General features: G+C 69.5%; 19 protein-coding genes. 11 read left to right on the top strand and 8 right to left on the bottom strand.

Annotated elements, in window-relative coordinates; all coding sequences use genetic code 11:
• Window positions 1-30 precede the first annotated feature (30 nt).
• From ACZIYR_RS14800 to doeA, 6 genes are all read right to left on the bottom strand, one after another.
• Window positions 31-1,029, bottom strand: a complete 999-nt coding sequence (locus ACZIYR_RS14800; RefSeq protein ID WP_483527223.1) for a C45 family autoproteolytic acyltransferase/hydrolase — start codon at window positions 1,027-1,029, stop codon at window positions 31-33.
• Between the two features lie 44 nt (window positions 1,030-1,073).
• Window positions 1,074-2,546 (bottom strand): biotin carboxylase, encoded by a 1,473-nt coding sequence (locus tag ACZIYR_RS14805; RefSeq protein WP_483527224.1) that lies wholly within the window; start codon window positions 2,544-2,546, stop codon window positions 1,074-1,076.
• A gap of 194 nt (window positions 2,547-2,740) precedes the next feature.
• Window positions 2,741-3,610: a carbon-nitrogen hydrolase family protein gene (locus ACZIYR_RS14810; RefSeq protein WP_483527225.1), complete on the bottom strand. Its 870-nt coding sequence runs from the start codon at window positions 3,608-3,610 to the stop codon at window positions 2,741-2,743.
• A gap of 214 nt (window positions 3,611-3,824) precedes the next feature.
• Entirely contained in the window at window positions 3,825-4,298 is a 474-nt protein-coding gene (locus ACZIYR_RS14815; RefSeq protein ID WP_473034528.1) for an Lrp/AsnC family transcriptional regulator, read from the bottom strand.
• A gap of 16 nt (window positions 4,299-4,314) precedes the next feature.
• Entirely contained in the window at window positions 4,315-5,328 is a 1,014-nt protein-coding gene (gene doeB / locus ACZIYR_RS14820) for a N(2)-acetyl-L-2,4-diaminobutanoate deacetylase DoeB (protein WP_483527226.1), read from the bottom strand.
• 266 nt (window positions 5,329-5,594) lie between these two features.
• Window positions 5,595-6,794 carry an ectoine hydrolase DoeA gene (doeA, locus tag ACZIYR_RS14825; protein ID WP_483527227.1) on the bottom strand — a complete coding sequence of 400 codons (1,200 nt, stop codon included), beginning with the start codon at window positions 6,792-6,794 and terminating at the stop codon, window positions 5,595-5,597.
• Between the two features lie 273 nt (window positions 6,795-7,067).
• Here doeA and ACZIYR_RS14830 point away from each other — a divergent pair, with 273 nt between their 5' ends.
• Window positions 7,068-8,003 (top strand): 2-hydroxyacid dehydrogenase, encoded by a 936-nt coding sequence (locus ACZIYR_RS14830; protein ID WP_483527228.1) that lies wholly within the window; start codon window positions 7,068-7,070, stop codon window positions 8,001-8,003.
• A 2-nt stretch (window positions 8,004-8,005) separates the two neighbouring features.
• Here the strand turns inward: ACZIYR_RS14830 and ACZIYR_RS14835 are convergent, their stop codons facing one another.
• The gene (locus tag ACZIYR_RS14835; protein WP_483527229.1) at window positions 8,006-9,964 is read right to left on the bottom strand and encodes a methyl-accepting chemotaxis protein; all 1,959 of its coding nucleotides are present in this window, start codon (window positions 9,962-9,964) and stop codon (window positions 8,006-8,008) included.
• 288 nt (window positions 9,965-10,252) lie between these two features.
• Between ACZIYR_RS14835 and ACZIYR_RS14840 the strand changes: the two genes are divergently transcribed.
• The 10 genes from ACZIYR_RS14840 to betT all read left to right on the top strand — a co-directional run bounded on the left by ACZIYR_RS14840 (window position 10,253) and on the right by betT (window position 23,878).
• Entirely contained in the window at window positions 10,253-10,819 is a 567-nt protein-coding gene (locus tag ACZIYR_RS14840) for an isochorismatase family protein (protein ID WP_473034532.1), read from the top strand.
• A complete protein-coding gene (locus ACZIYR_RS14845; protein ID WP_483527230.1) occupies window positions 10,816-12,165 on the top strand; it encodes a nicotinate phosphoribosyltransferase in 1,350 nt (449 codons plus the stop codon). Before ACZIYR_RS14840 ends, ACZIYR_RS14845 begins: the two co-directional genes overlap by 4 nt.
• Window positions 12,166-12,272: 107 nt before the next feature.
• Window positions 12,273-12,944, top strand: coding sequence for a hypothetical protein (locus tag ACZIYR_RS14850; protein WP_483527231.1), 672 nt, complete (start codon window positions 12,273-12,275; stop codon window positions 12,942-12,944).
• 278 nt (window positions 12,945-13,222) lie between these two features.
• On the top strand, window positions 13,223-14,149 hold the full coding sequence (locus ACZIYR_RS14855; protein ID WP_473034535.1) for a LysO family transporter: 927 nt from the start codon (window positions 13,223-13,225) through the stop codon (window positions 14,147-14,149).
• Between the two features lie 127 nt (window positions 14,150-14,276).
• On the top strand, window positions 14,277-15,539 hold the full coding sequence (locus ACZIYR_RS14860; protein ID WP_473034536.1) for an efflux RND transporter periplasmic adaptor subunit: 1,263 nt from the start codon (window positions 14,277-14,279) through the stop codon (window positions 15,537-15,539).
• Window positions 15,536-18,637 (top strand): efflux RND transporter permease subunit, encoded by a 3,102-nt coding sequence (locus ACZIYR_RS14865; protein WP_483527232.1) that lies wholly within the window; start codon window positions 15,536-15,538, stop codon window positions 18,635-18,637. The genes ACZIYR_RS14860 and ACZIYR_RS14865 overlap by 4 nt, the downstream gene beginning before the upstream one ends.
• Window positions 18,634-20,061: an ATP-binding protein gene (locus ACZIYR_RS14870; protein WP_483527233.1), complete on the top strand. Its 1,428-nt coding sequence runs from the start codon at window positions 18,634-18,636 to the stop codon at window positions 20,059-20,061. The genes ACZIYR_RS14865 and ACZIYR_RS14870 overlap by 4 nt, the downstream gene beginning before the upstream one ends.
• Window positions 20,062-20,073: 12 nt before the next feature.
• On the top strand, window positions 20,074-20,784 hold the full coding sequence (locus tag ACZIYR_RS14875) for a response regulator (RefSeq protein ID WP_483527234.1): 711 nt from the start codon (window positions 20,074-20,076) through the stop codon (window positions 20,782-20,784).
• A 95-nt stretch (window positions 20,785-20,879) separates the two neighbouring features.
• A complete protein-coding gene (locus tag ACZIYR_RS14880; protein ID WP_483527235.1) occupies window positions 20,880-21,542 on the top strand; it encodes a hypothetical protein in 663 nt (220 codons plus the stop codon).
• A 287-nt stretch (window positions 21,543-21,829) separates the two neighbouring features.
• Window positions 21,830-23,878, top strand: a complete 2,049-nt coding sequence (betT, locus tag ACZIYR_RS14885; RefSeq protein WP_483527236.1) for a choline BCCT transporter BetT — start codon at window positions 21,830-21,832, stop codon at window positions 23,876-23,878.
• An 86-nt stretch (window positions 23,879-23,964) separates the two neighbouring features.
• On the opposite strand, the gene ACZIYR_RS14890 is transcribed toward betT, so the two are convergent.
• Window positions 23,965-24,441, bottom strand: coding sequence for a cupin domain-containing protein (locus ACZIYR_RS14890; protein WP_483527237.1), 477 nt, complete (start codon window positions 24,439-24,441; stop codon window positions 23,965-23,967).
• Window positions 24,442-24,592: the final 151 nt, after the last annotated feature.

The raw sequence follows: 24,592 nt of genomic DNA on the forward strand, positions 1-24,592 counted from the left end.
CGGCCGCTGTCGTCGACGCTCCGGAAACGCCTAGCCGGCGGTAAGATTGCGCGCGCCATAGCGCACCGTCAGTCGCTCCTCCGGAAAGTCGTCGAACGTGAGATCCCACCAGCGACCGGGCCAGTGGAACTGGGCGCGCCCCTCCCCGGGGCGGTAGACGGCGGTGTACACCGTGCCCAGGCCGCGGGCGTAGTCGTGGCGAAACAGCGGCGGTGAGAAGAAGGCCGAGATCAGCCGCTCCTCGGTGGTGGCCTCATCGTCCACCAGGATAGAGAGCTGGCGCTCGCGGATCAGGGTCTCGGAGGCCAGCGCATGGGCGTACCACTCGATCTTCTTCTGATGGTTGGTGGCCACCGGCACGCGGCGGATGCTGGCCCGGCGATCGGGGCCGATCATCGCCGTGACGTAGCGCCCGGCGCTGTCGGCCACGGTGATGTTGTAGGCCATATGGGTCGGCACTCGTGCCAGCACCTCGGCCGCCTCGGGCACGCTGTGGCAGAACTCCAGGATATAGCGCAGGATGATCGGCGCCCCGAAGCCCTCCCCCACCGCCTTGCGCCCGCCGAAGGCCAGCGAGACGGCGAGCCCCCGGTCGTTCATGCCGTCGAGCACGCCCCACAGGCAGTCGGTCATGGCGATCACGCCGCGCCCGTTCCAGCGGGTGTAGAGCACGCTCCCTTCGCAAAGCTCCGGCGGATAGTCGTAGTTGCGCGCCAGCAGGGTGGCACCGGGACGCGCCAGCACCGCCTGGGAGCAGCCGGTGATATAGGGCGGCGGCTGGTAGAGACTCAGGAAGCGCGCCGCCAGATCGCCGCCCCCGGCCAGCTCGCAGAGCGCCCGGTAGCTCGGCAGCAGCTCCGGCATGTGCCGGCGCAGCGCGTTGAGGCAGGCCAGATAGCCCGGCCGCTCGCGCTCGCCCTCGCTGAGGTACCAGGCCTCGTAGGCCGGCCAGTGGGTGTCGAACAGCCCACGCCACTTGGGCCCCGGCATCGCCTCATGCACACTCTGGAACACCAGCGTCTTGTCCATATCGGCCGGCGGCGCGCCGCGAGGGGCAGCGCCGCGCTCCCCGCTCACAGGATCTTGAAGTTGCCGCCACCCACGGCGTGGTTGACCGCGACCTGCTCCACCACCGGGTCCTGCAGCGACTGGCCCAGGTACTGGTCGCGAATGCCGTCGATCCACGCCTTGGCGCGCTCGGTGAGCTGGAAATCGTCGTCCATCAGGCGCCCGCGGGTGATCAGGATGCCCAGGTCCGCCCCCTCGTAGCGGAAATCGCCGGCCCCGCTGATGCGCAGGAAGAAGCCTTCCTGCTCGTTCTCGGCGGCGTGGGGGTGGTAGCTGTAGTGGTCATAGGCGATGCTGCCGTCCTCGGCCATCTTCCACACCCCGGTGCGCGGGGCGGAAGTGAGCAGGTCGACGCTCTCGTCGGTATGCTTGATCACCAGCTGGCTCCAGCTGTCGACGCTGTCGGGGTGGGACCAGCGCTCGTTGATCTCCTCGATGTCGAGCTCGAAGTCGAGATCGGAGAACTCCAGCAGGTGGAAGAGGAACAGCGGGATATCGGAGTGGGCGAAGGCCGCCACGTTGGTGAGCGAGCTGGCGCCGGTCACCCGCGGATTGAGCTCGCCGAGATAGACGTCGCCGCTGTCCATGTCGATCAGGAAGTCGAGCTCGAAGTAGCCGCGGTAGCCCTCCTCGCGCAGCGCCTCGCCGAACTGGAAGGTGTACTCCCGGGCCTTGTCGCGGATCTCCTGGGAGAAGGCCCCGGCGAACATCTCGTTGCCGCACCAGCCGCCCTTGTAGGGGGTCAGGGTCTTGAAGCCGACCAGCTCGGTCATCAAGGGGCCGACCACAGTGCCGCAGCGGGTGGCACAGGCCTCGATGGCCGAGCCGCGGCAGTTGATGCGCTTCATGATCTTGACCTCGGGCTCGGCCTCGATCTCCTCGGCGTGCTTGTAGTAGTCGTCCTCGCTGGCAATGAAGAAGGTGGTGTGGCCGGAGTCGCCGAAGGCGGTCTGCACCACCAGGTCGGTGCCCAGCTCCTGGCTCACCTCGCAGAGCTCCTGGTAGCTGCCCACCCTGGCCAGCACGTTGGGCACGCTGGGCACGCCGGCCTTGTTGCCGATGCGCACCGTCTCGATCTTGTTGTCCATGCGCGAGCGAAGCGCCGCCGGCGGAAAGGCCACCTTGAGCCCCAGCTGCTGGCACACGGCTTCGGTGTGCTCGTCAAACATCAGGAAGGCGGCGGTGCCGGCATTCTCACCGTCGGCCCGCGACTGGATGAAGTCGATGACCTCCTTGTGCTCGAGCAGGTAGTTGTTGATGTCCTCGATGCTCTCGAAGTCGCGGGGAAACTTCTCCTTGGGTACGAAGACGTTGCGCTGCTGGCCGTCGAAGCAGTCGATGTAGTTGATATGGCGAAAATTCCCCACCCAGTCGCCGATCCCCAGCAGGTTGAAGTTGGTGGCGGAGATAAAGTAGATCGGCTCCTTGTTGTTGCGGAAGTGGCGGCGAACATCGGCAATGCTTGTTATTTTGCTCATCGTTGTCGCTCCATCGGTGGCGGAAGGCGTCCCGGCGGTCGGCCCACCGGACGCCTCTGGTCCGGGGGAAGGCGGGGCATCGGCGGAAGCCGAGGGTCGGCCCAGCAGGCGGCGCAGCGCTCGAATCAGGTTCTCCAGCATGGCGGTGTCTCCTTTATCGCGCCTGGGGGTCGCATCGCTGGGCCGCCCGGTGCTCAGTACTCCTCGATATCGGCACGCAGGGGCTTGGCCAGCGGGCCCAAGGTATCGAGGAACGCCGACGAGCCGGTCTCGCTGCGGTAGAGTGAGAAGTCGACCCGACGGTCGCGGAAGCTCTTCAACGGCTGGCCAAGCCCGCGCAGGCCGGTCTCCCGCTCGCGGCGCACCCGGTTCATGTCCACCTCGATGGGCATGACCTCCTCGCCGGTGCCGGCCTGGTGGATGACGTCGCCGGAGGGCCCCACCACGATGGAGCGGCCGTTGCCGATGGCCCCGGCGCCGTTGATGTCGAAGAAGTAGCACTGGTTGACCGCGGCGTTGGTGCGGGCGATGGAAAGCTCGATGTCGCGGTCGATGGTGTCGGTCATGGTGGGATGCAGGATCACCTCGGCGCCCATGGCGGCCAGCGTCCGGGTGGTCTCGGGGAACCACATGTCATAGCAGATCGACACCCCGAAGCGCCCCACGTTGGGCACGTCGAAGGTGACGAACTCACTGCCGCTCTCCACCCCGGCCTCGTAGGGACGGAAGGGAAACTGCTTGCGGTAGCGCGCCACCACCTGGCCGTGGGGGTTGATGACCGACAGGGTGTTGTAGACCTGGCCCTCGGCCTGCTCGAACATCGAGCCGGGAATCAGCCAGATGCGATGCTGCTCGGCAAGCTGGCAGAACAGCCCCTCGGTGGCACTGGGCAGCGGCTGGGCGTGGTGCGGCGATGCGCCCATGGGCATCAGCTCGCTGAACAGCACCATCTGCACCTGGGGAAAACGGCTCATCAGCACGTCGACCCGGTGGCGCATGGCCTCGGTATTGTCGCCGTGGTGCAGGGCATGCATCTGCACCCCGGCAATGGTGAAATAGGTCATGATGGTTCTCTCTGCCTCAGGCGATCTCGAAACATTCGGCTACGCGGGTCCGGCACGGCCCGGTTGCCTTCGCAATTTCATGAAAATAGGCACCAGCGGGATCGCCCGTCACGGGTGAGCAGTGGCTCACCTGCTCCCTGAAGCTTAAGTCAATTGGCGACGACATGACATCAACGCTGAATTAGCGTTAGCCATCGAGGGCCTGCCCCGGGCCTCAGGCCGGCTCCCGGGGCAGCTGATCCGGCCGTGTCTGCTTGACCGTCTTGGTCACGATATAGGTGAAGTAGCGCTCGATGCCGGCCTCACCGGTGAGCCAGGCGTCGATGAGCCGCTGGTAGGCGTCGATGGAGTCGGTCTCCACCTTGATCAGGTAGTCCATGCCGCCGCCCACCGCCACGCACTCGGTAACCTCGGGGGTGGCGTGAACCAGCGCCTCGAAGCGGGCAAAGCTCTCGGCATTATGGGCCTTGAGCTCGATCTGCACCCACACCGGCGTGCGCTTGACCAGCGCCGCGGCATTGATCCGCGCGCTGTAGCCCTCGATGATGCCGGCCCGCTCCAGGCGCCGCACCCGCTCCCAGCAGGGGCTGACCGAGAGATTGATCGCCTCGGCCAGCTTGGACTTGGTGATGCGGCCATCCCGGGAGAGGATCTCGAGGATCTTCAGGTCGTAACGATCCAGTTTCATGGCGATTCCGGCACCCTCAGCCCAGGGAGTCGACGACATCGGCGATCACCGCGACGGTGTCGCCCATGTTGACCAGCGCCGTGTGACGCCGCGCTGCCAGCACGCCGCTGCGGCTGGCGCGGTACTCCACGGGGGCGCTGCCGCTGCGGGTCATGTCGTAGACCCGGGCCACCACCTCGCCTTTTTCGACCCGCTCGCCCAGGGCGTGGCAGAGTTCCAGCACGCCCGAGTGTTCACTCTGCACGTAGCAGCTGGCGTCGGGCATATCGAGGTAGACCTGGGGCTCGCTCGGCATGGCCACTTCGCCGGCCATCAGGCCGTAGTGGATGAGGAAATTGCGCACGCCGCGCTCGGTGATCGCCATGCTCTCGGGGGTGGAGGTGCCGCCCCCGCCGAGCTCGGTGGCCACGAAGACCTTGCCCTGGCTCTCCACGGCGGTGTCGAAGAGAGCCGCGGCGTCGAGTTCGAACATCATCATGGCGTAGGGGGCGCCGAAGGCCTTGGCGCCCTCGAGCGCCTGGCGCTGCTGCTCGGGGTCGTCCAGCACATGGGAGGCGCCGAAGGGGATGATGTCCAGGGTGCGCCCGCCGGAGTGCAGGTCGAGCACCACGTCGCATATGGGCACCATCACCCGGGTGAAGTAGTCGGCGATCTTCTCGGTAACGTTGCCGTCCGGGTCGCCGGGAAAGCTGCGGTTGAGATTGCCGCCGTCGAGGCCTGAGGTGCGCTTGCCGGCCGTCACCGCCGGGGTGTTCATGCAGGGCACGATGATCACCCGGCCGCTGACCTCCTCGGCCTTGAGCTGGCTCGATAGCTTGAGCAGCGAGGTGATGCCCTCGTACTCGTCGCCGTGGTTGCCGCCGGTGAGCAGCGCGGTGGGGCCCTCGCCGTTCTTGACCACGGTGATCGGAATCATCACCGCCCCCCAGGCCGACTCGTCGGTGGAGATCGGCAGCTTGAGGAAGCCGTGCTGGACGCCGTCGGCATCGAAATCGACGGTGGCGCTGATGGGGCTGGGACGCTTGGTCATAGTCAGGGTCTCCTTGTAAGCTCTTCGCAAACTAGCGTGAAATGCCTGTGTGGGAGGGACGGCTCGACGCCTCGACTTCAGCTCCGGTTCGACGCTTCGTTTCCCTACCTTCGGTGGCCCATCCGGTGGGAGGGCGCTTCAGCGCGCGAAGCAGTGCGCAGCACTGCCGGAAGGAACCCAGGCGCCTACTTCGCAGCATCGAACCGCCGACCTCCCACCATACAGCCTGCAGATTAGATTCACGCCAAAGTGAAAAGCAGCCTCCTTTAGCGCACAAAAAGCTGGCGCGGGAAGTTGGCCAGGGTCTCGCAGCCGGTCTCGGTGATCAGGATGCTCTCGGTGATCTCGAGCCCCCAGTCGTCCTGCCACATGCCGGGCATGAAGTGAAACGTCATGCCCGGCTGCAGGACCGTCTCGTCGGAGGGGCGCAGGCTCATGGTGCGCTCGCCCCAGTCCGGCGGATAGCTGATGCCGATGGGGTAGCCGCAGCGCGCACCGCCGCGGTCGAAGCCGTACTTGTCCATGGCCGTCCCCAGCGCCATGGCGATGTCCGCCGTGCGATTGCCGGGTTTGGCCACGGCGAGACCGAGCTCGATGCCCTCCAGCAGCGCCGACTCGGCGCGCACGAAGTCCTGGGGCGGCTTGCCCAGGTAGACGGTGCGCGACATCGGCGCATGGTAGCGCTTGAACACCCCGGCGATCTCGAAGAAGGTCCCCTCGCCCTCGCGAAAGGGGGTGTCGTCCCAGGTGAGGTGAGGCGCGGCGGCGTCCTTGCCGGTGGGCAGCATCGGCACGATGGCGGGGTAGTCGCCGCCGAAGACCTTGCCGCTGTCGTCCACCCAGCCTTCGATCCCCACCCGGTAGATCTCCGAGACCAGCTTGCTCTTGGGCAGGCCCGGCTCGATCACCTCGAGGATGCGCGAGTGCATGCCCTCGACGATCTTGCCGGCCACGCGCATGTAGTCGATCTCCTGGGGCGACTTGATCGCCCGGCACCAGTTGACCAGCGAGTTGGCGTCCAGGAAGCGGGCGTGGGGCAGCTCCCTCAGCAGGCTCTGGTAGGCCTTGGCCGAGAAGTAGTAGTTGTCCATCTCCAGCCCCACCACGCCCTGATGCCAGCCGCGATCGGGCATGATCGACTGGGCCAGATAGTCCATGGGGTGCATGTCCGGGTTCTGGACGTAGTAGTCCGGGTAGTAGGTGATATTCTCCGGATCGATCCAGCAGGTGCGCAGCGCCCCGTTGGCGTCCATGCGCCGGCCGTACCACACCGGCTGCCCCTCGAGCCCCACCAGCACGCACTGATGCACGTAGAAGGACCAGCCGTCATAGCCGGTGAGCCAGGCCATGTTGGAGGGGTCGCTGATGACCAGCACGTCGATGCCTCGACCGGCCATCTCGGCACGCACCTTCCACAGGCGGCTGGCATACTCCTCGCGGGTGAAAGGCAGGGTTACCTCAGTCATAGGGCCACTCGCCATCGCAGCATCAAGAAAATCGGCCCTCTCGCGGTGGGGAGAAGGCCGGGCCAGGGTGACGACTCACTGACGAAGTGCCGGACCGGGGAGCCACACCGGTCAATGCGCCAGGCAGTGGGGCAAGCCCCCTTGGGTGGAGGTTACTGCCAACCCCTGGTAGCCGGTCAAGCATTTCCTGATATCCCGATTCACCGGGCCCGGCGCTTGCTCCCCGGCCCCCGGCCTTCCAAGATGAAACGGGCCAGTTCCAAGGAGAAGGTTATGAAAGTGGTAGTCCACATCGACGCCGCCGACCAGTGGCGCGACGCCCTGTCCGACAGGCTACCCGATGCCGAGGTGGTGACCAGCGAGGCACCCGAGGCCCAGCGCCGCGACGCCGACTACCTGGCGGTCTGGAAGCCGCCGGCGTCGCTGCTACAGGAGCAGCGCCGGCTCAAGGGCATCGTCAACCTGGGCGCCGGGGTCGACGCCCTGCTGGGCAACCCCGGCCTTCCCGAGGGAGTCCCCATCGTCAAGCTTCGCGACGCCGGCATGGCGGAGCTGATCGGCGACTATGTGCGCTACGGCATCCTGCACTTCCAGCGCGACTTCGACCGCTACCGCCGCCAGCAGCAGGACCGGCAGTGGCGGGAGCATGCGGTGATCGACAAGGCCGACTGGGCGGTGGGCGTGCTGGGGCTGGGTGCTATCGGCGCCCGGGTGGCGGCCATGGTGGCCGACGACGGTTTCCCGGTGCACGGCTGGAGCCGCTCGCCGAAGCGCCTCGATGGCATCGTCTGCCATCACGGCGATGAGGGGCTCGAGGCGCTGCTCGGCCAGGTGCGCACCCTGGTACTGCTGCTCCCGGACACCCCGGCGACGCGCCATGTCATCGACGCAGAGGCCCTGGCGCGGCTGCCCGAGGGAGCCAGCCTGATCAATCCGGGGCGCGGCACCCTGATCGACGAGGCCGCGCTGCTGGACGCCCTGGGCGATGGTGACACCGAGGGGCGGCTGCGCGGCGCGCTGCTCGACGCCTTCCCCGAGGAGCCGCTGCCCGAAACCAACCCGCTATGGCGCCATCCGCGCGTCTGGGTCACCCCGCACATGGCCGGCCCCACCCCGCTGGGCGAGGCACTGGACCAGGTGGCCGAGGCGCTGCGCGCCTTCGAGGCCGGCGAGCCCCAGGCCACGGTGAACCCCGCCGACGGCTACTAGGCTCAGCCTGGCTGCGGCAGCAAGCCGCCAACCTCCCGTCCAGCCGCCGCCTCGCCGACCTTGAAGCGCGCGATCAGCTGCGCCATCTCGCCGGCCTGGCCGTCCAGCGAACGGCTGGCCGCCGCCACCTGCTCGACCAGGGCGGCGTTCTCCTGGGTGGTCTGCTCGAGCTGCGATACCGCCTGGTTGATCTGCTCGATGCCCGCCGACTGCTCACTGGTCGCTGCCGACATCTCCGCCACCAGGCCGGCCACCTGGCGCACCTCGCTGGCAATCTCGCTCAGCGCCCCGTGGGTTTCGTTGACCAGACCGTCGCCGGTCTGCACCCGCTTGGCGTTGTCGGCGATCAGCCGGCGGATTCGCTCGGCCTCCTCGGCGCTGCGGCTGGCTAGCTGGCGCACCTCCCCGGCCACCACCGCGAAGCCGCGGCCATGCTCGCCAGCCCGGGCCGCTTCCACCGAAGCGTTGAGCGCCAGCAGGTTGGTCTGGAAGGCGATACCGTCGATCGCCTCGACGATGGCGGTGACCTGGCGGTTGGCCTCGAAGATCGCCTGCATGGCGTCGCGGGCCTCGCCGGCCACCCGGCTGGCCTGCTCCGAACGCTCGGCCACCTGGTCGGTCTTGCCCCGGGCCTCCTGGGCGCTGTCCGCCGACTGACGCACCGTGGCGGTCATCTGCTCCATGCTGGTGGCGGTTTCCACCAGGGAGGAGGACTGCTCCTCGGTGCGACTGGCCAGGTCCTCGTTGCCCTGGGCGATCTCACCGCTGGCCGAGCCCACCCCCTGAGCCCCCTGCTGGATACTGGCGACCAGTGCTTCCATGCTGGCGGTGGCGTCGTTGAAGGCGGCATAGAGTCGGGAGAGCTCGTCGCTGCCCGGCACCGCCAGGCGCTGGGTCAGGTCGCCGCCGCGGGCTTGGATATCGGCCAGGGCCTGGCGCAGCGGCCCCAGGATGCTGCGCACGATCAGTACCGACAGCACGATGGCGACCAGCGCCGAGAGCCCTGACAGCAGGGCGTACAGCAGCAGGGCGCCGCGGGCCTGGGCGGCGAGCCCGGCGACCCGCTCGCCGATCTCGGCGGCCATGGCGTCCTCCACCTCCTTGAGCCGCTCGACCTTGCGCGTCTGCATGTCGAACCAGCGCTGGGCGCCGATGCTGTAGCCGCCCTCGATGCCGCGAGTGAGGGCGATCTGGCGCATCATCCCCAGCTGGCTCGCCTCGTCATGGTCCATCGCCGCCTCCAGACGCTCACGTAGCGCCGGGGTGGCCAGGGCATAGAAGCTCTCCTCGAAGGCCGACTCCTCGCCCAGCAGCAGCACGAACTGCCGGTAGACGGCCGACGACATGCCATCCTGGGCGAAGGCCCCGGTCAGCACCGCGCGCTCGATGCCGGCGGTCTCTTTCATTTCCATCAGCGCATAGTAGGCGGCCAGGCGCCGGGACACCGGCCCCTGGTCGGTCAGTGAGGACATCCGCCCCACCGCTGCGACCAGATCGTCGATCAGCATGGTGAGGGTCTCGATCACCTCGTCACGGTCGGCCTGCAGGGCGTCGACTCGGCTCCGCAGGTCGTCCAGCGATGCCAGATGCGACTCGGCGGAGGTGAGACGCTCGGCGACGATCGCGTCCCCTGCCTCCAGGTTCAGCTGCGCCTGGCGCGAGGCGAAGGCCTCGATGTGCCGGTCCACCTTGCGGCGCTGCTCCCCGAGCTGGCCGGCGAAGGTATCGCCACCGCTGCCCAGGTAGCCCACCGACATGCCGCGCTCGACCTGCAGCTCGTGGACGAGGTCGCCCATTTGGGTGGCCAGGGCGGTCATGCGCTCGACCTCGGCCATGTTGCCGACCAGCTGCTGGCGCTCGACGATGCCGGTGCCGGCCAGCCAGGCAATCACCAGCAGGGGCAACGCCAGGGCCAGCGCAAACTTGCGCGACATGGGAATACGATGAAGAAGGTGTTTCATGAGGGTCTTCCTGCCTAACCGGGTGTGATATCCAAGAGTGGCGTGTAAGGCGCGTGGCATGAGCTGTTGTGCTTGTGATGTGATCGCAATGTCGGCATCTCGGGCGCCTGCTTGAGGCCCGCGGCTGATCCGCGTCGGCAAGATTGATCCGCATCAGCTCCTTATTCGATTCCCGATCTTCCGGTCTGCGCGGCTTGACCCATGCGTCACGGCGTGCCTGCCCTACACGAAGGGCGCTTCAGGGGATACGCTGAGGAGTACATACGCCAACCGCCATGGAGGTCACCCATGACACGGCAACTGGATTACGGCCCGCACGATGTCCTGCTGGTGGTCGATATGCAGAACGACTTCTGCGAAGGGGGCGCCCTGGCCGTCGAGGGCGGCAGCGCCCTGGTGCCGGGCATCAACGCCCAGATGGAGGCGGCCCGCCAGGCGGGCGCCCTGGTGGTCGCCTCCCGGGACTGGCATCCCATCGACCATGTGAGCTTCGCGCACCGCGGCGGCCCCTGGCCGGTGCACTGCGTGCAGGACACACCCGGGGCCGCCTACCATCCCGACCTGGCGCTGACCGAGACCACCGTGCGCGTCAGCAAGGCCACCGCCTTCGACGCCGACGCCTACTCCGCCTTCGACGGCACCGGCCTTGGCGGCTACCTGCGCGACCGCGGCATCGAGCGGGTGATCGTCTGCGGCCTGGCCATGGACGTCTGCGTCAAGGCCACCGCCCTGGCGGCTCGCCAGGAGGGCTTCACCACCCTGCTGCTCGCCACGCTGACCGAGCCGGTCACGCCCGAGGGCCGCGAGGACTGCGCCCGGGAACTGGAAGCCGCCGGCATCGAGGTGCTTTCATGAGCGCCCCGATCCCCGTCCAGGTGGCCGACAGCGACCTGATCCTGCTCACCGACCTCTACCAGCTGACCATGGTCCAGGCCTACTGGCGCGAGGCCATGAGCGAGTCGGCCACCTTCAGCCTGTTCTTTCGCAAGCTGCCGCCGGGGCGTCGCTTCATGCTGGCCTGCGGCCAGCAGCATGCCGCCGCTCTGGTCAGCCGGCTGCGCTTCGAGGCGCACCATCTGGAGCAGCTGGCCGGCACCGGCACTTTCGACGACGACTTCCTCGACTGGCTGGCCGGGTTTCGCTTCAGCGGCGATATCTGGACCCTCGCCGAGGGCACCCCGGTGTTCGCCAACGAGCCGCTGATGGAGGTGGATGCGCCGATCGCCGAGGCTCAGCTGCTGGAGAGTTTGATCATGAACCTGGTGCAGCTGGAAACCGTGCTCGCCTCCAAGGCGGTGCGCCTCGTCATGGCGGCCCGGGGGCGCCCGGTGGTCGACTTCGGCCTGCGGCGCATGCACGGGGTAGATGCCGCGGTGCGCGGCGTACGCGCCTATCGCACCGCCGGCCTGGCGGGCACCAGCAACGTGCTCGGTGGCCTGCGCCACGACCTGCCGCTCTCCGGCACCATGGCCCACAGCTATATCCTCGCCCACGACGACGAGCGCGAGGCCCTGCGCGCCTTCGCCCGCACCTACCCGGGCACCACCCTGCTGGTGGACACCCACGACACCCTCGAGGGAGTGCGCAAGGTGATTGAGCTGATGGCGGAAGAGCCGGCACTGGACGTTGCCGCCATCCGGCTCGACTCCGGCGACCTGGGCGAGCTGGCCAAGGGCGCGCGACGGCTGCTCGACGAGGCGGGCCATACGACCCTCAAGATCATCGCCAGCAGCGGGCTCGACGAGCACCAGATTCAGGCGCTGCTCGACGACGGCGCCCCCATCGACGCCTTCGGCGTGGGCACCGAAATGGGCGTGGCGGCCGACGCTCCGGTGATCGACCTCTCCTACAAGCTGGTGGAGTACGCCGGCCGGCCCCGGGTCAAGCACTCCACCGGCAAGGTCAACCTGCCGGGGCGCAAGCAGCTCTATCGGCGCCGCGACGCCCAAGGCCGCCTGGCCGGCGACGTCATCGCCCGCCGCGACGAAAGCCTCGACGCCGGCGAGGCGCTGCTGCTGCCACTGGTGCGCGGTGGCGCCGTGGACCAGGAGACCCTGGCCATGGCCGAAGGCGCCCGGGAGCGGGTAGCCGCCGCCCTGGCCAGCATGCCCGACTCGCTCACCCGGCTCGACCCCGGCGAGGCCGACTACCCGGTGGCCCTGAGCGAGGCCCTCGAGCGCCTGCAGCGCGAGATCGGCTGAAGGAGTCGACGGGTAATGTTGCAACAAGGATGCAAGCCCCGGGCACGGGGAACCCACCGCGCCAGCGTGCACTCTGATAGCAGGCCGACTCGACACGGATGACCGCCATGATCGCCCGACACCGCCTGCTCTCGACCCTGCTGCTGGGCGCGCTGCTGACCCTGCCCCTGGCGGCGAAGGCCGCCGCTTCGGCCGCCGCCACCCCCTTCACCGCCAGCTACCGGCTGGAGGTGCGCGGCTGGCCCAACGCCACCATCGACCACCGGCTGAGCCGCGACGGCGCCTCCTGGTACAGCGAAATGCGCGGCGCCATCGCCGTGGCCCGCGGCCAGGAGCGCAGCCGCTTCATGATCAATGAAAACGGCGTGAATGCGCTGCAGTACGCCAGCGGCTACTCGCTGCTGGGCTTCGGCGGCGACTACCGTCTCGCCCCCGGCGACCTGACCGAACTGCCCGACCGCCAGGCGGCGCTGTTCGAGCTGTCGCGTCGCGCGGTAAGCCAGGACTGCGAATCGAGCTGCGAGCTGCGCTACCTGGACCACCGCGGACGCGAGGAGCGCCTGGCGTTTCGCCCCCTCGCCCGGGAGACGCTGCGCCTGCCCGCCGGGGAGTTCGAGGCGGTCAGGGTCGAGGTGACCGAGCCCGACAGCCCCGAGCGGCGCATGGAGTTCAGCTTTCACCCCGAGCTGCCCGGCCTGCTGCTGGCGGTGGACTACCACCGGGACGGCCAGCGCCGCAGCCGCCTGTCGCTGACCTCGCTGGAGCTCCCGACGCACTGATGCAACCCGGTATCCATGGCAATCGCAGCTACGAAAAGCGAGGAGCGCTGGAGGCAAGCCGAAGAGGAGGTCCTGCGCCATGGATGGCGCCGGTAGCGCCCAGGGAGGGGTTTACAGCGCCTCCTTGCAGGCTTGCCTCCAGATCAGCCCCGAGCGGTATACGCTATCTGCACTAGTCCCGCTCCGACATCGCGGCCATTCCCCCCCAGCAGCGAACTGGCTAAAATGGCGGGTTTTGCGCCGCCCCTTCGGCGGCGCAGCGCGTAGAAGGGACTCTCATGCTGACCGGGCTGGCGATCGTGCTGCTGCCGCTGCTGCTGGGCTATCTGGTGCCGGTGCGCCATGCCGGCCTGCTGGCGCTGATCAACCACGGCGTACACGCCTCGGTGTACGTCATCCTGCTGCTGATGGGGATCGGCCTGGCGGGCCTGGAGGAGCTGACCCGGGAGCTGTCGCGGATGGGCGGCCAGGCCCTGCAGCTCTTCACGGTGATCACCGCCCTCAACCTGGCGGCGCTGTGGTGGCTGTCCCGGCGCCTCGGCCTGCACGGCGGCGACTCGCCGGTGGTGGCCGGCGCTCCGACCACCAAGCTGGCCGCCATGCTCGGCTCGCTGTCGCTGGTGGCGGTAGTGGTCCTCGGCGTGCTGCTCGGCCTGGGGCTCGGCTGGCTGGGCGGCCAGGCGATCTACGACGGCGCCGAGCGGCTCGCCGAGTGGGTGCTTTACGCCCTGCTGGCGCTGATCGGCTGCCAGCTGCGCAACTCCGGCATGCCGCTGCGCCAGATCCTGCTCAATCGCCACGGCCTGGCCATCGCCGCCACCCTGGCGGTGAGCTCGCTGATCGGCGGCCTGCTGGCCGCGCCGCTGCTCGAGCTGCGCTGGAACGAGGGGCTGGCCATGGCCGCCGGCTTTGGCTGGTACTCGCTCTCCGCCATCCTGATCGGCGACCAGCTCGGCCCGGTGCTCGGCGGCGTCGCCTTCTTCAACGACCTGACCCGCGAACTGCTGGCCTTCGTGCTGATTCCGCTGCTGATCCGCCGCCACGCCCCGCTGGCCATCGGCTACGGCGGCGCCACCTCCATGGACTTCACCCTGCCGGTGATTCAGCAGCACGGCGGCGTGGCCTGCGTACCGGTGGCCGTGGTCTCGGGCTTTATCCTCTCGCTGCTGTCGCCGCCGCTGATACTGCTGCTGCTGTCGCTCTGAGCAGCCTGTCGCCGGGCGGGAACGGCGGGGCACCCCGCCTTGCACACTGCTTGCAAGATTCATGACCATTGGCTGCATTCCCAGGGCCGATGCTGGGAGCCTCACGCCTGTCTGCCGCGAGCCGCCCATGTCACCCTCATCGTCGCCTCCCCGGGCCCTGCCGCCCCGCCAGCAGGGCCGCGTCCACCTTGGCTCCCTGGCCGCCCTGCTGGTGCTGGCCGCGGGGCTCGCCGCCGCCTGGTGGCTGCTCACCCAGCCGCCGCGCATCGAGCGGCGACCGCCGACCGCCGCGCCGCCGCCGCTGGTCGAGGTGGTGGTCGCCCAGCACCGCGCGGCCGCCCCGGCGCTGCACGGCTTCGGCCGGGTGGTCGCCGAACGCGAGGCGCGGCTGGCCAGCCGCGTGGGCGGCCAGCTGCTCGACTTCCCCTCCCAGGCGCTGCCCGGCCGGGTGGTCGAAGCCGGCACCCCCCTGGCGCACATCGACGACGCCGACCTGCGGCTCGCCCTGCGCGAGGCCGAGGCCGCCCTGGCCCAGGCCGAAGCCGCCCTGGCCATGGAACGGGGCGAGCAGCAGCGCGCCCAGTCGGAGTATCAGAGCTTCGGCCGCGAGCTGCCCGCCGAGCGCCGCGCCCTGGTGCTTCGCGACCCCCAGCGGCGCAGCGCCGAGGCCGAGGTGGAGCGGGCCCGGGCGCTGCGCGACCGCGCCCGGCTCGACCTGCAGCGCGCCACCGTCACCGCCCCCTGGCGCGGCATGATCCAGGCCCGGCTGCTGGGCAGCGGCAGCGAAGTGGCCAGCGGCACCGAGCTCGTGCACCTGGTGGACGTCTCGCGCTTCTGGGTCAGGGTCACCCTGCCCGGCGAGGCCCTCGACTGGCTGCGTGCCGCTAGCGAGGAAGGGCCCGGCAGCGAAGCGGTGCTCAGCAGCCGCGGCTGGCCGGCCGGGCAGCAGCGCCACGGAGAGCTGATCGCCGTGCTGCCCGCGCTGGAGGAGAATGGCCTGCAGGCCCAGCTGCTGGTGGCCGTCGAGGACCCCCTGGCCTTGTCAGACGAGGGCCCGGCCCTGCGCCTGGGCGACCTGGTGCGACTCGACTTCGCCGCCACGCCACGCGACGGGGTCATCGAGCTGCCGGCCCGGGCGCTGCGCCCCGGCGACGAGGTGTGGGTGCTGGACGACGAGGACCGGCTGCGCTACCGCAGCGTCAGCGTGCTGCATCGCGGCGACGCGCAGGTGCTGATCGGCACCGGGCTCGCCGACGACGAGCGGGTGGTGGTCTCCCAGCTCGGCCAGCCGCGCCCCGGCATGGCGCTGCGCCCGCGACCGCCGGCCGACGAGCGCCCGGTCTCAGCTGCCGCTGCCGCTGCCGCCGATACCGCGGAGCCCGAGGCATGATGCGCCGCGGCCCCATCGCCTGGATGGTCCACCACGGCGTGGCCCCCAACCTGCTGATGCTGCTGCTGATCGTCGGTGGGCTAATGGCGTCCAGCGCCATCAAGAAAGAGGTCTTTCCCGACTTCGAGCTGGAGATCATCACCGTCGCCATCGGCTATCCCGGCGCCACCCCAGAGGAGGTCGAACGCAGCCTGCTGCTGCCCCTGGAGGCGGCGCTGGCCGGGGTCGACGGCATCGACGAGATGACCGCCACCGCCAACGAGAGCGCCGGCCGAGTCTCGGTCAGCCTGGTGGAGGGCGTCGAGGTGATGCGCGTCTACCAGGACATTCAGCAGGCGGTGGGCGCCATCACCACCCTCCCGGCGGCCGCCGACCCACCGCGCTTCGGGCTGGCCGGCCGCTCGCGCAGCGTGATGAGCCTGCAGCTGCACGGCTGGGTCGACGAGCACCTGCTGCATGCCGTGGCCGAAGAGCTACGCGCCGAGCTGCAGGCCGGGCCGGGGATCTCCCGCGTCGAGCTCAATGGCCACCGCGAGCGCGAGATCCAGGTGCTGCTCGACGCCGAGGCGATGCAGCGCCACGGCCTGGACCACCGCACCCTGGCCGGGCGCATCGGCGACGAGGCCCAGGACCTGGCCGGCGGCCGCTTGGCCACCGCCGAGGGCGAGTGGCTGATCCGCTACCAGGGGCGACGCGATCAGGCGCGCGAGTTCGCCGAGCTGCCCATCCTCGGCACCCCCGACGGCGGCCAGCTTCGCCTGGGCGATATCGCCCGGATCACGGAGGGCTTCACCGAGACCGACCGCGAGGTGCTGTTCAACGGCACGCCAGCGCTGAGCCTGGAGGTCTACCAGATCGGCGACCAGACCCCGATCGGGGTCTCCGACGCCGTCCACGCCCAGCTCGAGCGGCTGCGCGCCGAGCTCCCCGAGGGGCTGAGCCTCTCGGTCTCCCGCGACACCTCGGAGGTCTACCGCGACCGCCTGGACCTGCTGCTCAAGAACGCCTTCCTGGGCCTGGCCCTGGTGCTGGTGCTGATGGGGCTCTTCCTGGAGGCGCGCCTGGCCTTCTGGGTGACCCTGGGCATCCCCACCGCCTTCCTCGGCGCCCTGCTGTTTCTGCCCTGGCTCGGGGTATCGATCAACATGATGTCGATGTTCGCCTTCCTGATCGCGCTGGGCATCGTGGTCGATGACGCCATCATGGTGGGCGAGAACATCCACAGCTACCGGGAGCAGGGCCACTCGCTGCGCGAGGCGGCGGTGCGCGGCGCCCGGGAGATGGCGGTGCCGATCACCTTCGCCATCCTCTCCAACATCGTCGCCTTCCTGCCGCTGCTGTTCCTGCCCGGCTTTCTGGGCATGATCTTCGCCGTGGTGCCGCTGGTGGTGATCACGGTGTTCCTGGTCTCCTGGCTGGAGGCGCTGTTCATCCTGCCCGCCCACCTGGCCCACGGCGCGGCCCGGCGCCCCACCCCGGCCTGGCAGCGCCCCCTGGAGCGCCTGCGCCGGGGGCTCCAGGGGTGGCTCGCGCATGTCACCCAGCACCGCTTCGCCCCCTTCCTGGAGCGCTGCCTGGACCAGCGGCTGCTCACCGTCAGCCTGGCCATCGCCGTGCTGGCGGTGGCCCTGGCCTGGGCCATAAGCGGGCGGCTGGGCTTCTCGCTGATGCCGCGGGTGGAGTCCGACCAGGTGCAGGCCTCGGTGACCCTGCCGGTGGGCAGCCCCGTCGAGGAGGACCGACGCAACCGCGACCAGCTGCTGGGTGCCGCTGAGGCGCTGGCCGAGCGCGACGACGGGCCGCGCTTCGCCGCCACCCGCGCCCAGCTCGACGGCGACCGCCTGACGGTGCGCCTGACCCTGGAGCGCGATAGTCTCGACGCCTGGCCACCGTCGCGGGTCGCACGGGCCTGGCGAGACCAGGCCGGCGACTTCACCGGCGTGCAGGCGGTGCGCTTCGAGGCCGACGTGGGCGGCCCCGGCGCCGGGGCCGGCCTGACCCTGCGCCTGTCGCATCCCGACAGCGGTGCCCTGGAAGCCGCCGCGAGCCGGCTCGCCGACGAACTGGGCACGCTGGAGGGCATCACCGACATCGACACCGGGCTTGCCGACGGCAAGCCGCAGCTGGAGATTCGCCTCTCCGCCGAGGGCCGCGCCCTGGGGCTGACCGGCGGCGACCTGGCCGGCCAGCTGCGCGGGCCGCTGCAGGGCGTCACCGCCGTCGAGCAGTTCGTCGGCCGCCACGAGATCCGCGTCGAGGTGCGCCTGCCCGGCGAGGCCCGCGACAGCCTCGCCGATCTCTACCAGCTGCCCGTGCGCACCCCCGAGGGCCTCGAGGTTCCGCTGGCCCGGGTCGCCGAGATTCGCCTGGGCCGGGCCGCCGCCACCCTGCAGCGCGTCGACGGCCGACGCCTGATCAGCGTCACCGCCGACGCCGCCTCCGACCAGCGCATCAACCAGGTGCTGGGCACCCTGGAGGCCGATGTCTTCCCCACCCTGCGGGCCGGCTGGCCCGGGCTTGAGATCACGCCCGGCGGACGCCAGCAGGAGACCGCCGACAACGTCTCGACGCTGACCCAGGCCAGCTGGCTGACGCTGCTCGCCCTCTACGCCCTGCTGGCCATCCCCTTTCGCAGCTATCTGCAGCCGCTGCTGGTCCTTGCGGCCATCCCCTTCGGGGTGATCGGCGCCATGATCGGCCACCTGATCATGGGCTACGGCCTCTCGGTGATCAGCCTGATGGGCATGCTGGCGCTCTCCGGGGTGGTGATCAACGACGCCCTGGTGCTGATCGACTACGCCAACCGCCGGCGCCGCGAGGGCTTCGGCGCCCGCGAGGCGATCGTCGCCGCCGCCACCCGGCGGCTGCGGCCGATCATGATGACCACCCTGACCACCTTCCTGGGACTGGCACCGATGATCTTCGAGACCTCCCGCCAGGCCCGCTTCATCATTCCCATGGCCATTTCCCTGGGCTTCGGCATGCTCTTCGCCACCCTCATCCTGCTGGTGCTGGTACCCTGCCTCTATCTGATGATGGAGCGACTGCGCGAGCGCCTCACCGGCCACGGCATCCCGCAACAGGAGTCCGCCCCATGACCTTTCGCCTGCCCCGCCCCGCCATCTCGCGCCTGGGGATCAAGCTGTTCGTGATCATCCTGGTGGTCAACGTGGTGATCGCCGTGCTGGTGTTCATGGCGGTGTCGCGCAGCCTGGATCGCGGTTTCATCGACTACCTGGAGACCACCCAGGCGAGCCGCGCCGAGACCCTGGCCGAGGGGCTCGGCCAGGAGTGGGCGCGCCGTGGCGACTGGCAGTGGCTGCGCGACTCGCCGCCGGCCTGGCAGCGGCTGGTGCGCCAGCAGGTATGGCCCGGTGAGGGGCCGCCGGCCCACGGCATCGAGCGCCGCCTCGGCGACGCCCGCGACTTCGTGCTCCACGACGCCGAGGGGCTGCCGGTGATCGGCCTGCCCCCCGACGACGAGGCCATGGCCGCCGAACTGCACTGGCTGCCCATCGAGCACGCCGGCGAGCGGGTCGGCACCCTGGGCTACCGTCCGCCCCAGCAGCTGATGGCGCGCATGGACCGCATCTTCCTCGCCCGCCAGCAGCGCAACCTGGGCATCATCATTGCCGCCCTGGGGGTCGCCTCGCTGCTGCTGGCCGGCGGGCTCGCCTGGTGGCTGGGCCGACGCACCCGCAGCATGGCGCTGGCCACCCGCCGCCTCACCGAGGGCGACTACAGCATCCGCCTACCCGAGCGCGGTCGCGACGAGCTGGCCCGCCTGGCCCGCGACTTCAACGTGCTGGCCGCCACCCTGGAGGCGAGCCGCGAGGCCCGGGCGCGCTGGGTCTCGGACATCGCCCACGAGCTGCGCACCCCCCTGGCGGTGCTGCATGGCGAGATAGAGGCGATGCAGGACGGCATCCGCCCGCTCAACCAGGACAACCTGCACTCGCTCTCCCAGGAGGTCGGCCAGCTGGAGCGGCTGGTCACCGACCTGCGGCTGCTTTCCCAGAGCGACGCCGGCGCCCTGGAGGTGCAGCTGGCGCCGCTGGACCTGGCGGCCAGCCTGCGTTCGCGTCTCGACGAGGCCCGCGGCTGGCTCGACGACAGCGGCCTGGCGCTCGCCGCCGATCTCCCGGGGCCGGCGTGGATCCGCGGCGACGCCCGCCGCCTGCGCCAGCTGTGGACCAACCTGCTCGACAACAGCTGCGCCTACACCACCCCGCCGGGCCGACTGGCGGTGGCCCTGACCCGTGACGGCGAGCGGGTGCGAGTCACCTGGGAAGACAGCGCCCCCGGGGTGCCCGAGACAGCGCTGGGCAAGCTCACCGACCGGCTCTATCGCGTCGAGGGCTCGCGCAGCCGGGCCAGCGGCGGCAGCGGCCTGGGCCTCTCCATCGCCAGCGCCCTGGTCAAGACCCACGGCGGCAGCCTCTCGCCCTCCCCCTCGCCGCTGGGTGGGTTATGCTGGACGCTGACGTTTCCCGCTCTGGATGACGACGGTCGAAGCCGATAAGGAAGGGACCCCATGCACGACACCGACACTCCCCGCGACAGCGTGCTGATCGTGGAGGACGAACCCAAGATCGCCCGGTTGGTGGCCGACTACCTGGAGGGCAGCGGCTTTGCCACCCGCCATATCGACCATGGCGACAGCGTACTGCCATGGCTCAAGGAGGCGCAGAGCCGCCCGGCGCTGGTGCTCCTCGACCTGATGCTGCCCGGCACCGACGGCCTGACGCTATGCCGCGAAATTCGTCAGCGCTGGCCGGGCATCGCGGTGATCATGCTCACCGCCCGGGTCGAGGAGGTGGACCGCCTGCTGGGCCTGGAGCTGGGCGCCGACGACTACATCTGCAAGCCCTTCAGCCCGCGGGAGGTGGTGGCCCGGGTCAAGGCGGTGCTACGCCGCAGCCGGGCGGCCCGTGACCCCCAGCATGAAGACCCCCACCGGCTGGTGCTGGACGACGACGGCTGGCGCGCCCTGGCCGAGGGCCAGGACCTGGGACTGACCGCCGTGGAGTTCCAGCTGCTCAAGGTGATGATGCAGGCGCCGGGGCGGATCTTCTCCCGGGACCAGCTGATGGACCATATGTACCGCGATCACCGCATCGTCTCCGAGCGCACCGTGGACAGCCACGTCAAGAAGCTGCGGCGCAAGATCGCCGACGTCTGGCCGGAACGCGAGATCATCCGCTCGGTCTACGGGGTGGGCTACAAGTACCAGCCCGAGGAGTGAGGCCCCTGCACGCGCTTTGCACACTTCCTGCATGGCCGCTGCACGCCGCCCGAGGAGACTGGCACCGTCAACTCACCACGCAAGGAATCGCCATCATGAAAGCATCGCTGTCCCGCACCCTGCTGCTGCCTGCCCTGCTCGCCGTGGCCATTGCACCGCTGGCGCTGTCCGCCACCGCGGGCGACAAGGACGCCAAGGGCTGGCACGAACAGCGCCAGGCGCAGTTCCAAGCGCATCGCCAGGCGCTCTTCGAGCGCGCCGGCCTCGACGACGAGACCCGCAGCGCCCTGGAAGACGCCCACGCCGAGCACCACGAGGCCATGCGCGAGCTGCACGACCAGCACCGCCAGCGTATGGACGAGATCCTCGACGACGACCAGCGCGAGGCGCTGAAGGCCGCCAAGCAGGAGATGCGCCAGGAGAAGCGCGACGCCTACCGGAGCGATCGGCGCGGCAGCCTGCAGCAGCGGCTGACCGCCCTGGTCGACTCCTGGGAGCTCTCCAACGAGGAGCGCGAGGTGCTGCGCGAGACCCGCGAGGCCCTCTACGCCGACATGGCCGAACTGCGCGGCCAGAGCTTCGACTCTCGGGACGAGCGCCGCGAGGCATGGCTGGGGCTGCGCGACGCGCACCGCGAGGCGCTGGCCGAGCTGCTCACCGACGAGCAGATCGCGGCGCTGGAAGCCGCCATGCCCAGCCGCGGCTACAAGGGCCAGGGCAAGGCCCCGTACCGTGGCGGCCAGCCGCAAGGCGACTGATCCATCCCACGATGTTCCCCGCCCCCCTGCCCGGCCCGGCCTCTCTGGCCGGGCTTTTTTGTCGCCACTCACCTCCCCCCTCCCGACCATCAGCCATACCCGATATGCCCCCAAGGGTTGAACCTCCGTCGAGACCTGCGTATTTTATTTGAACGTTCATTCAAAAAAGAGTGGCCGTTCGCCCCGGCGTCGAGCGGGCGTGCTTTCGATTGTGCGGAACAATCCACAGCGCGTCGTGACGGCGAGACAGGCAGCGGCCGAGGTTCCACCAACTGGAGTTCGTCTGCATGGCGCATGACACCCCGCTTCCCGAGCGACGCGACCGGCTCAATCCCGTGGTCTTCCACGGCTCCGTGGCCGGCATCCTGGTGTTCCTGGTGATCACCATGACCTTCACCGAACAGGCCGGCGCCTTCTTCGACGCCGGCCTGGCCTGGGTCAGCGAGACCTTCGGCTGGTACTACATGCTGGCGATCGTCGCCTACCTGGTCTTCGTGGTGCTGATTGGCTGCTCGCGCTTCGGCAGCGTACGACTCGGCCCCGACCACTCGCGGCCGGAGTTTTCGCTGCTCTCCTGGGCGGCGATGCTGTTCGCCGCCGGCATCGGCATCGACCTGCTGTTCTTCAGCGTCGCCGAGCCGGTGGCCCACTACCTGGCACCGCCGGACATGCCCCCGGAGAGCCAGGAGGCGATGCGCGCCGCGGTGGTCCAGACCTTCTTGCACTGGGGGCTGTCCGGCTGGGGGCTCTACGTGCTAATGGGCATGGCGCTGGCCTACTTCAGCTACCGCCACCGCCTGCCGCTGGCGATTCGCAGCGCCCTCTATCCGCTGCTCGGCAAGCGCATCTACGGTCCCATCGGCCACGCGGTGGACATCACCGCGGTGATCTCCACGGTGTTCGGCATCGCCACCAGCCTCGGCATCGGGGTGATGCAGCTCAACTACGGGCTCAGCTACATGTTCGACGTGCCCGAGAGTCTCTCGGTGCAGATGATCCTGATCGCCTTAGTGGTGGTGCTGGCGACCATCTCGGTGGTCAGCGGCGTGGAGAAGGGCATCCGCCGCCTCTCCGAGTTCAACATGCTGCTGGCGCTGGCCCTGCTTCTGTTCGTGCTCTTCCAGGGCCATACCCTGAAGCTGCTCGACATGGCGGTGAACAACGCCGGCGACTACCTCTCCGGCTTCATCGCCAAGAGCTTCGACACCTACGCCTTCGCCGGCGAGGAAGCCAACGAGTGGAAGATGTGGTGGACCATCTTTTTCTGGGGCTGGTGGATCGCCTGGACACCCTTCGTGGGGCTCTTCCTGGCGCGTATCTCGCGGGGTCGTACCATTCGTGAGTTCGTCGCCGGCGCGCTGGGTATCCCGCTGGCCTTCATGATGGTGTGGATGTCGGTCTTCGGTAACAGCGGCATCGAGCTGGTGGCCAACCAGGGCGTGGTCGAGCTCGGCGAGCAGGCGCTCAGCTCGCCCCAGACCACCCTCTACACCCTGCTCGAGCACTACCCCTGGATCGGCCTGACCGCCGCCGTGGTGACGGTGCTCGGCATCGTCTTCTTCATCACCTCGGCGGACTCCGGCGCCCTGGTACTGGCCAACTTCACCTCGATCCTCAGCGACGTGAACCACGACGCCCCGGTGGGCCTGCGCATCTTCTGGTCGGCGGTGATCGGCCTGGTCACCGTGGCGCTGCTGATGGCCGGGGGGCTGGCCGCCCTGCAGAGCGCGGTGGTGATCACCGCCCTGCCCTTCTCGCTGGTGATCTTCGCCATCATGTGGGGCATGTTCAAGGCGCTGAAGCTGGAGGGCAGCAAGGCCGACGCCCGCCGTCAGATCGCCGGTACCGCCCCGGGGGGCGACTGGCGCGAGCGCCTCGACCGAGCCCTGGACACCTCCACCCGCGCCGGCGCGGCGGCCTCCATCGAGCACGCCATTCGCCCGGCGCTGGCCCAGTTCGCCCAGGAGCTGGAGAGCCGCGGGCAGAGCGCCACGGTGACCGAGGAGATCCTCGAGGGTGAGCCGCTGCCGCGCCTTACCCTGCAGGTGGACCTCGAGGATGCCGCCAGCTTCGTCTACCAGGTGTGCCCGCACCGCATGCGCACCCCGAGCTTCCTGCCGGCGGACGACGACTACTACGTGCGCCTCGACGTCTACCTGGCCGAGGGCGGTCTGGACAAGGACCTCAACGGCTACACTCGCGGCCAGGTGATCGGCGACGTGCTCTGTGAGTACGAACGCCACCTGCACTTCCTTACCCTGGCCGGCCAGGGCGGCAGCGTCCAGGCCATGCCGGGCGCGGTGGGCGAGCTGCCGGACGGCGCCACCCAGGCCTGATGCCGTCAAGCGGCCCACGAACAAACGGCGACGCCACCCGGCGTCGCCGTTTGCGTTGGCGCGTGCTTTCGCCCTGGCGCAGGCGATTAGCCGCGCGGGTCGTCGGCCGGGTCGACGTACTCGATGCCCCAGGGGCCGGTGCCGTGGAGCTGGATGATGGTCTCGCCCTCGGCGTAGCCGAACATGGGATCGCCCGGCGCCATGATGGCGAAGCCACCCACCGGCAGGGTCTTGGTAGCATCGGGGTCGAAGGTCTCGCCGTGGGCGAAGTGCAGGGTGCCCTGGAGCACCGTGACCCGCTCGTAGGCCGGGTGGACATGGGGCTTGATCTCGTAGCCATCCGCCAGGCGTAGGCGGAAGGTGAAGGGGGCCTCCTCGCTGAGATCCCCCTCGATGATGGCGATCTCCGCCCCCTCGCCCATGGAACCCACCGGCCCCCAGGAGAGATCGTCGGGGGTACCCAGCAGGTGGCCGTCGCCGTGATAGGGCGAGGCCTGCAGGCCGGCGGCGGCCATGGCCAGGGTCAGGGCGGCACCGGTCAGGATCGCGGTCTGAGTCTTCATGATGCTGGCTCCTCTTGCTCGTCAGGGTCGTGACGCGGCACCTGGGCCGCGTGACCCCAAGGACGCAGCACCCCCGCCCAGGGTTCCCGACCCGCCCCAGGACGCCTCCCCCTTGCCGGGAACCCCAGGGGAGACCGGCGCGTCCCTGCCG

The organism is Billgrantia sp. NRB1 (assembly GCF_056921725.1).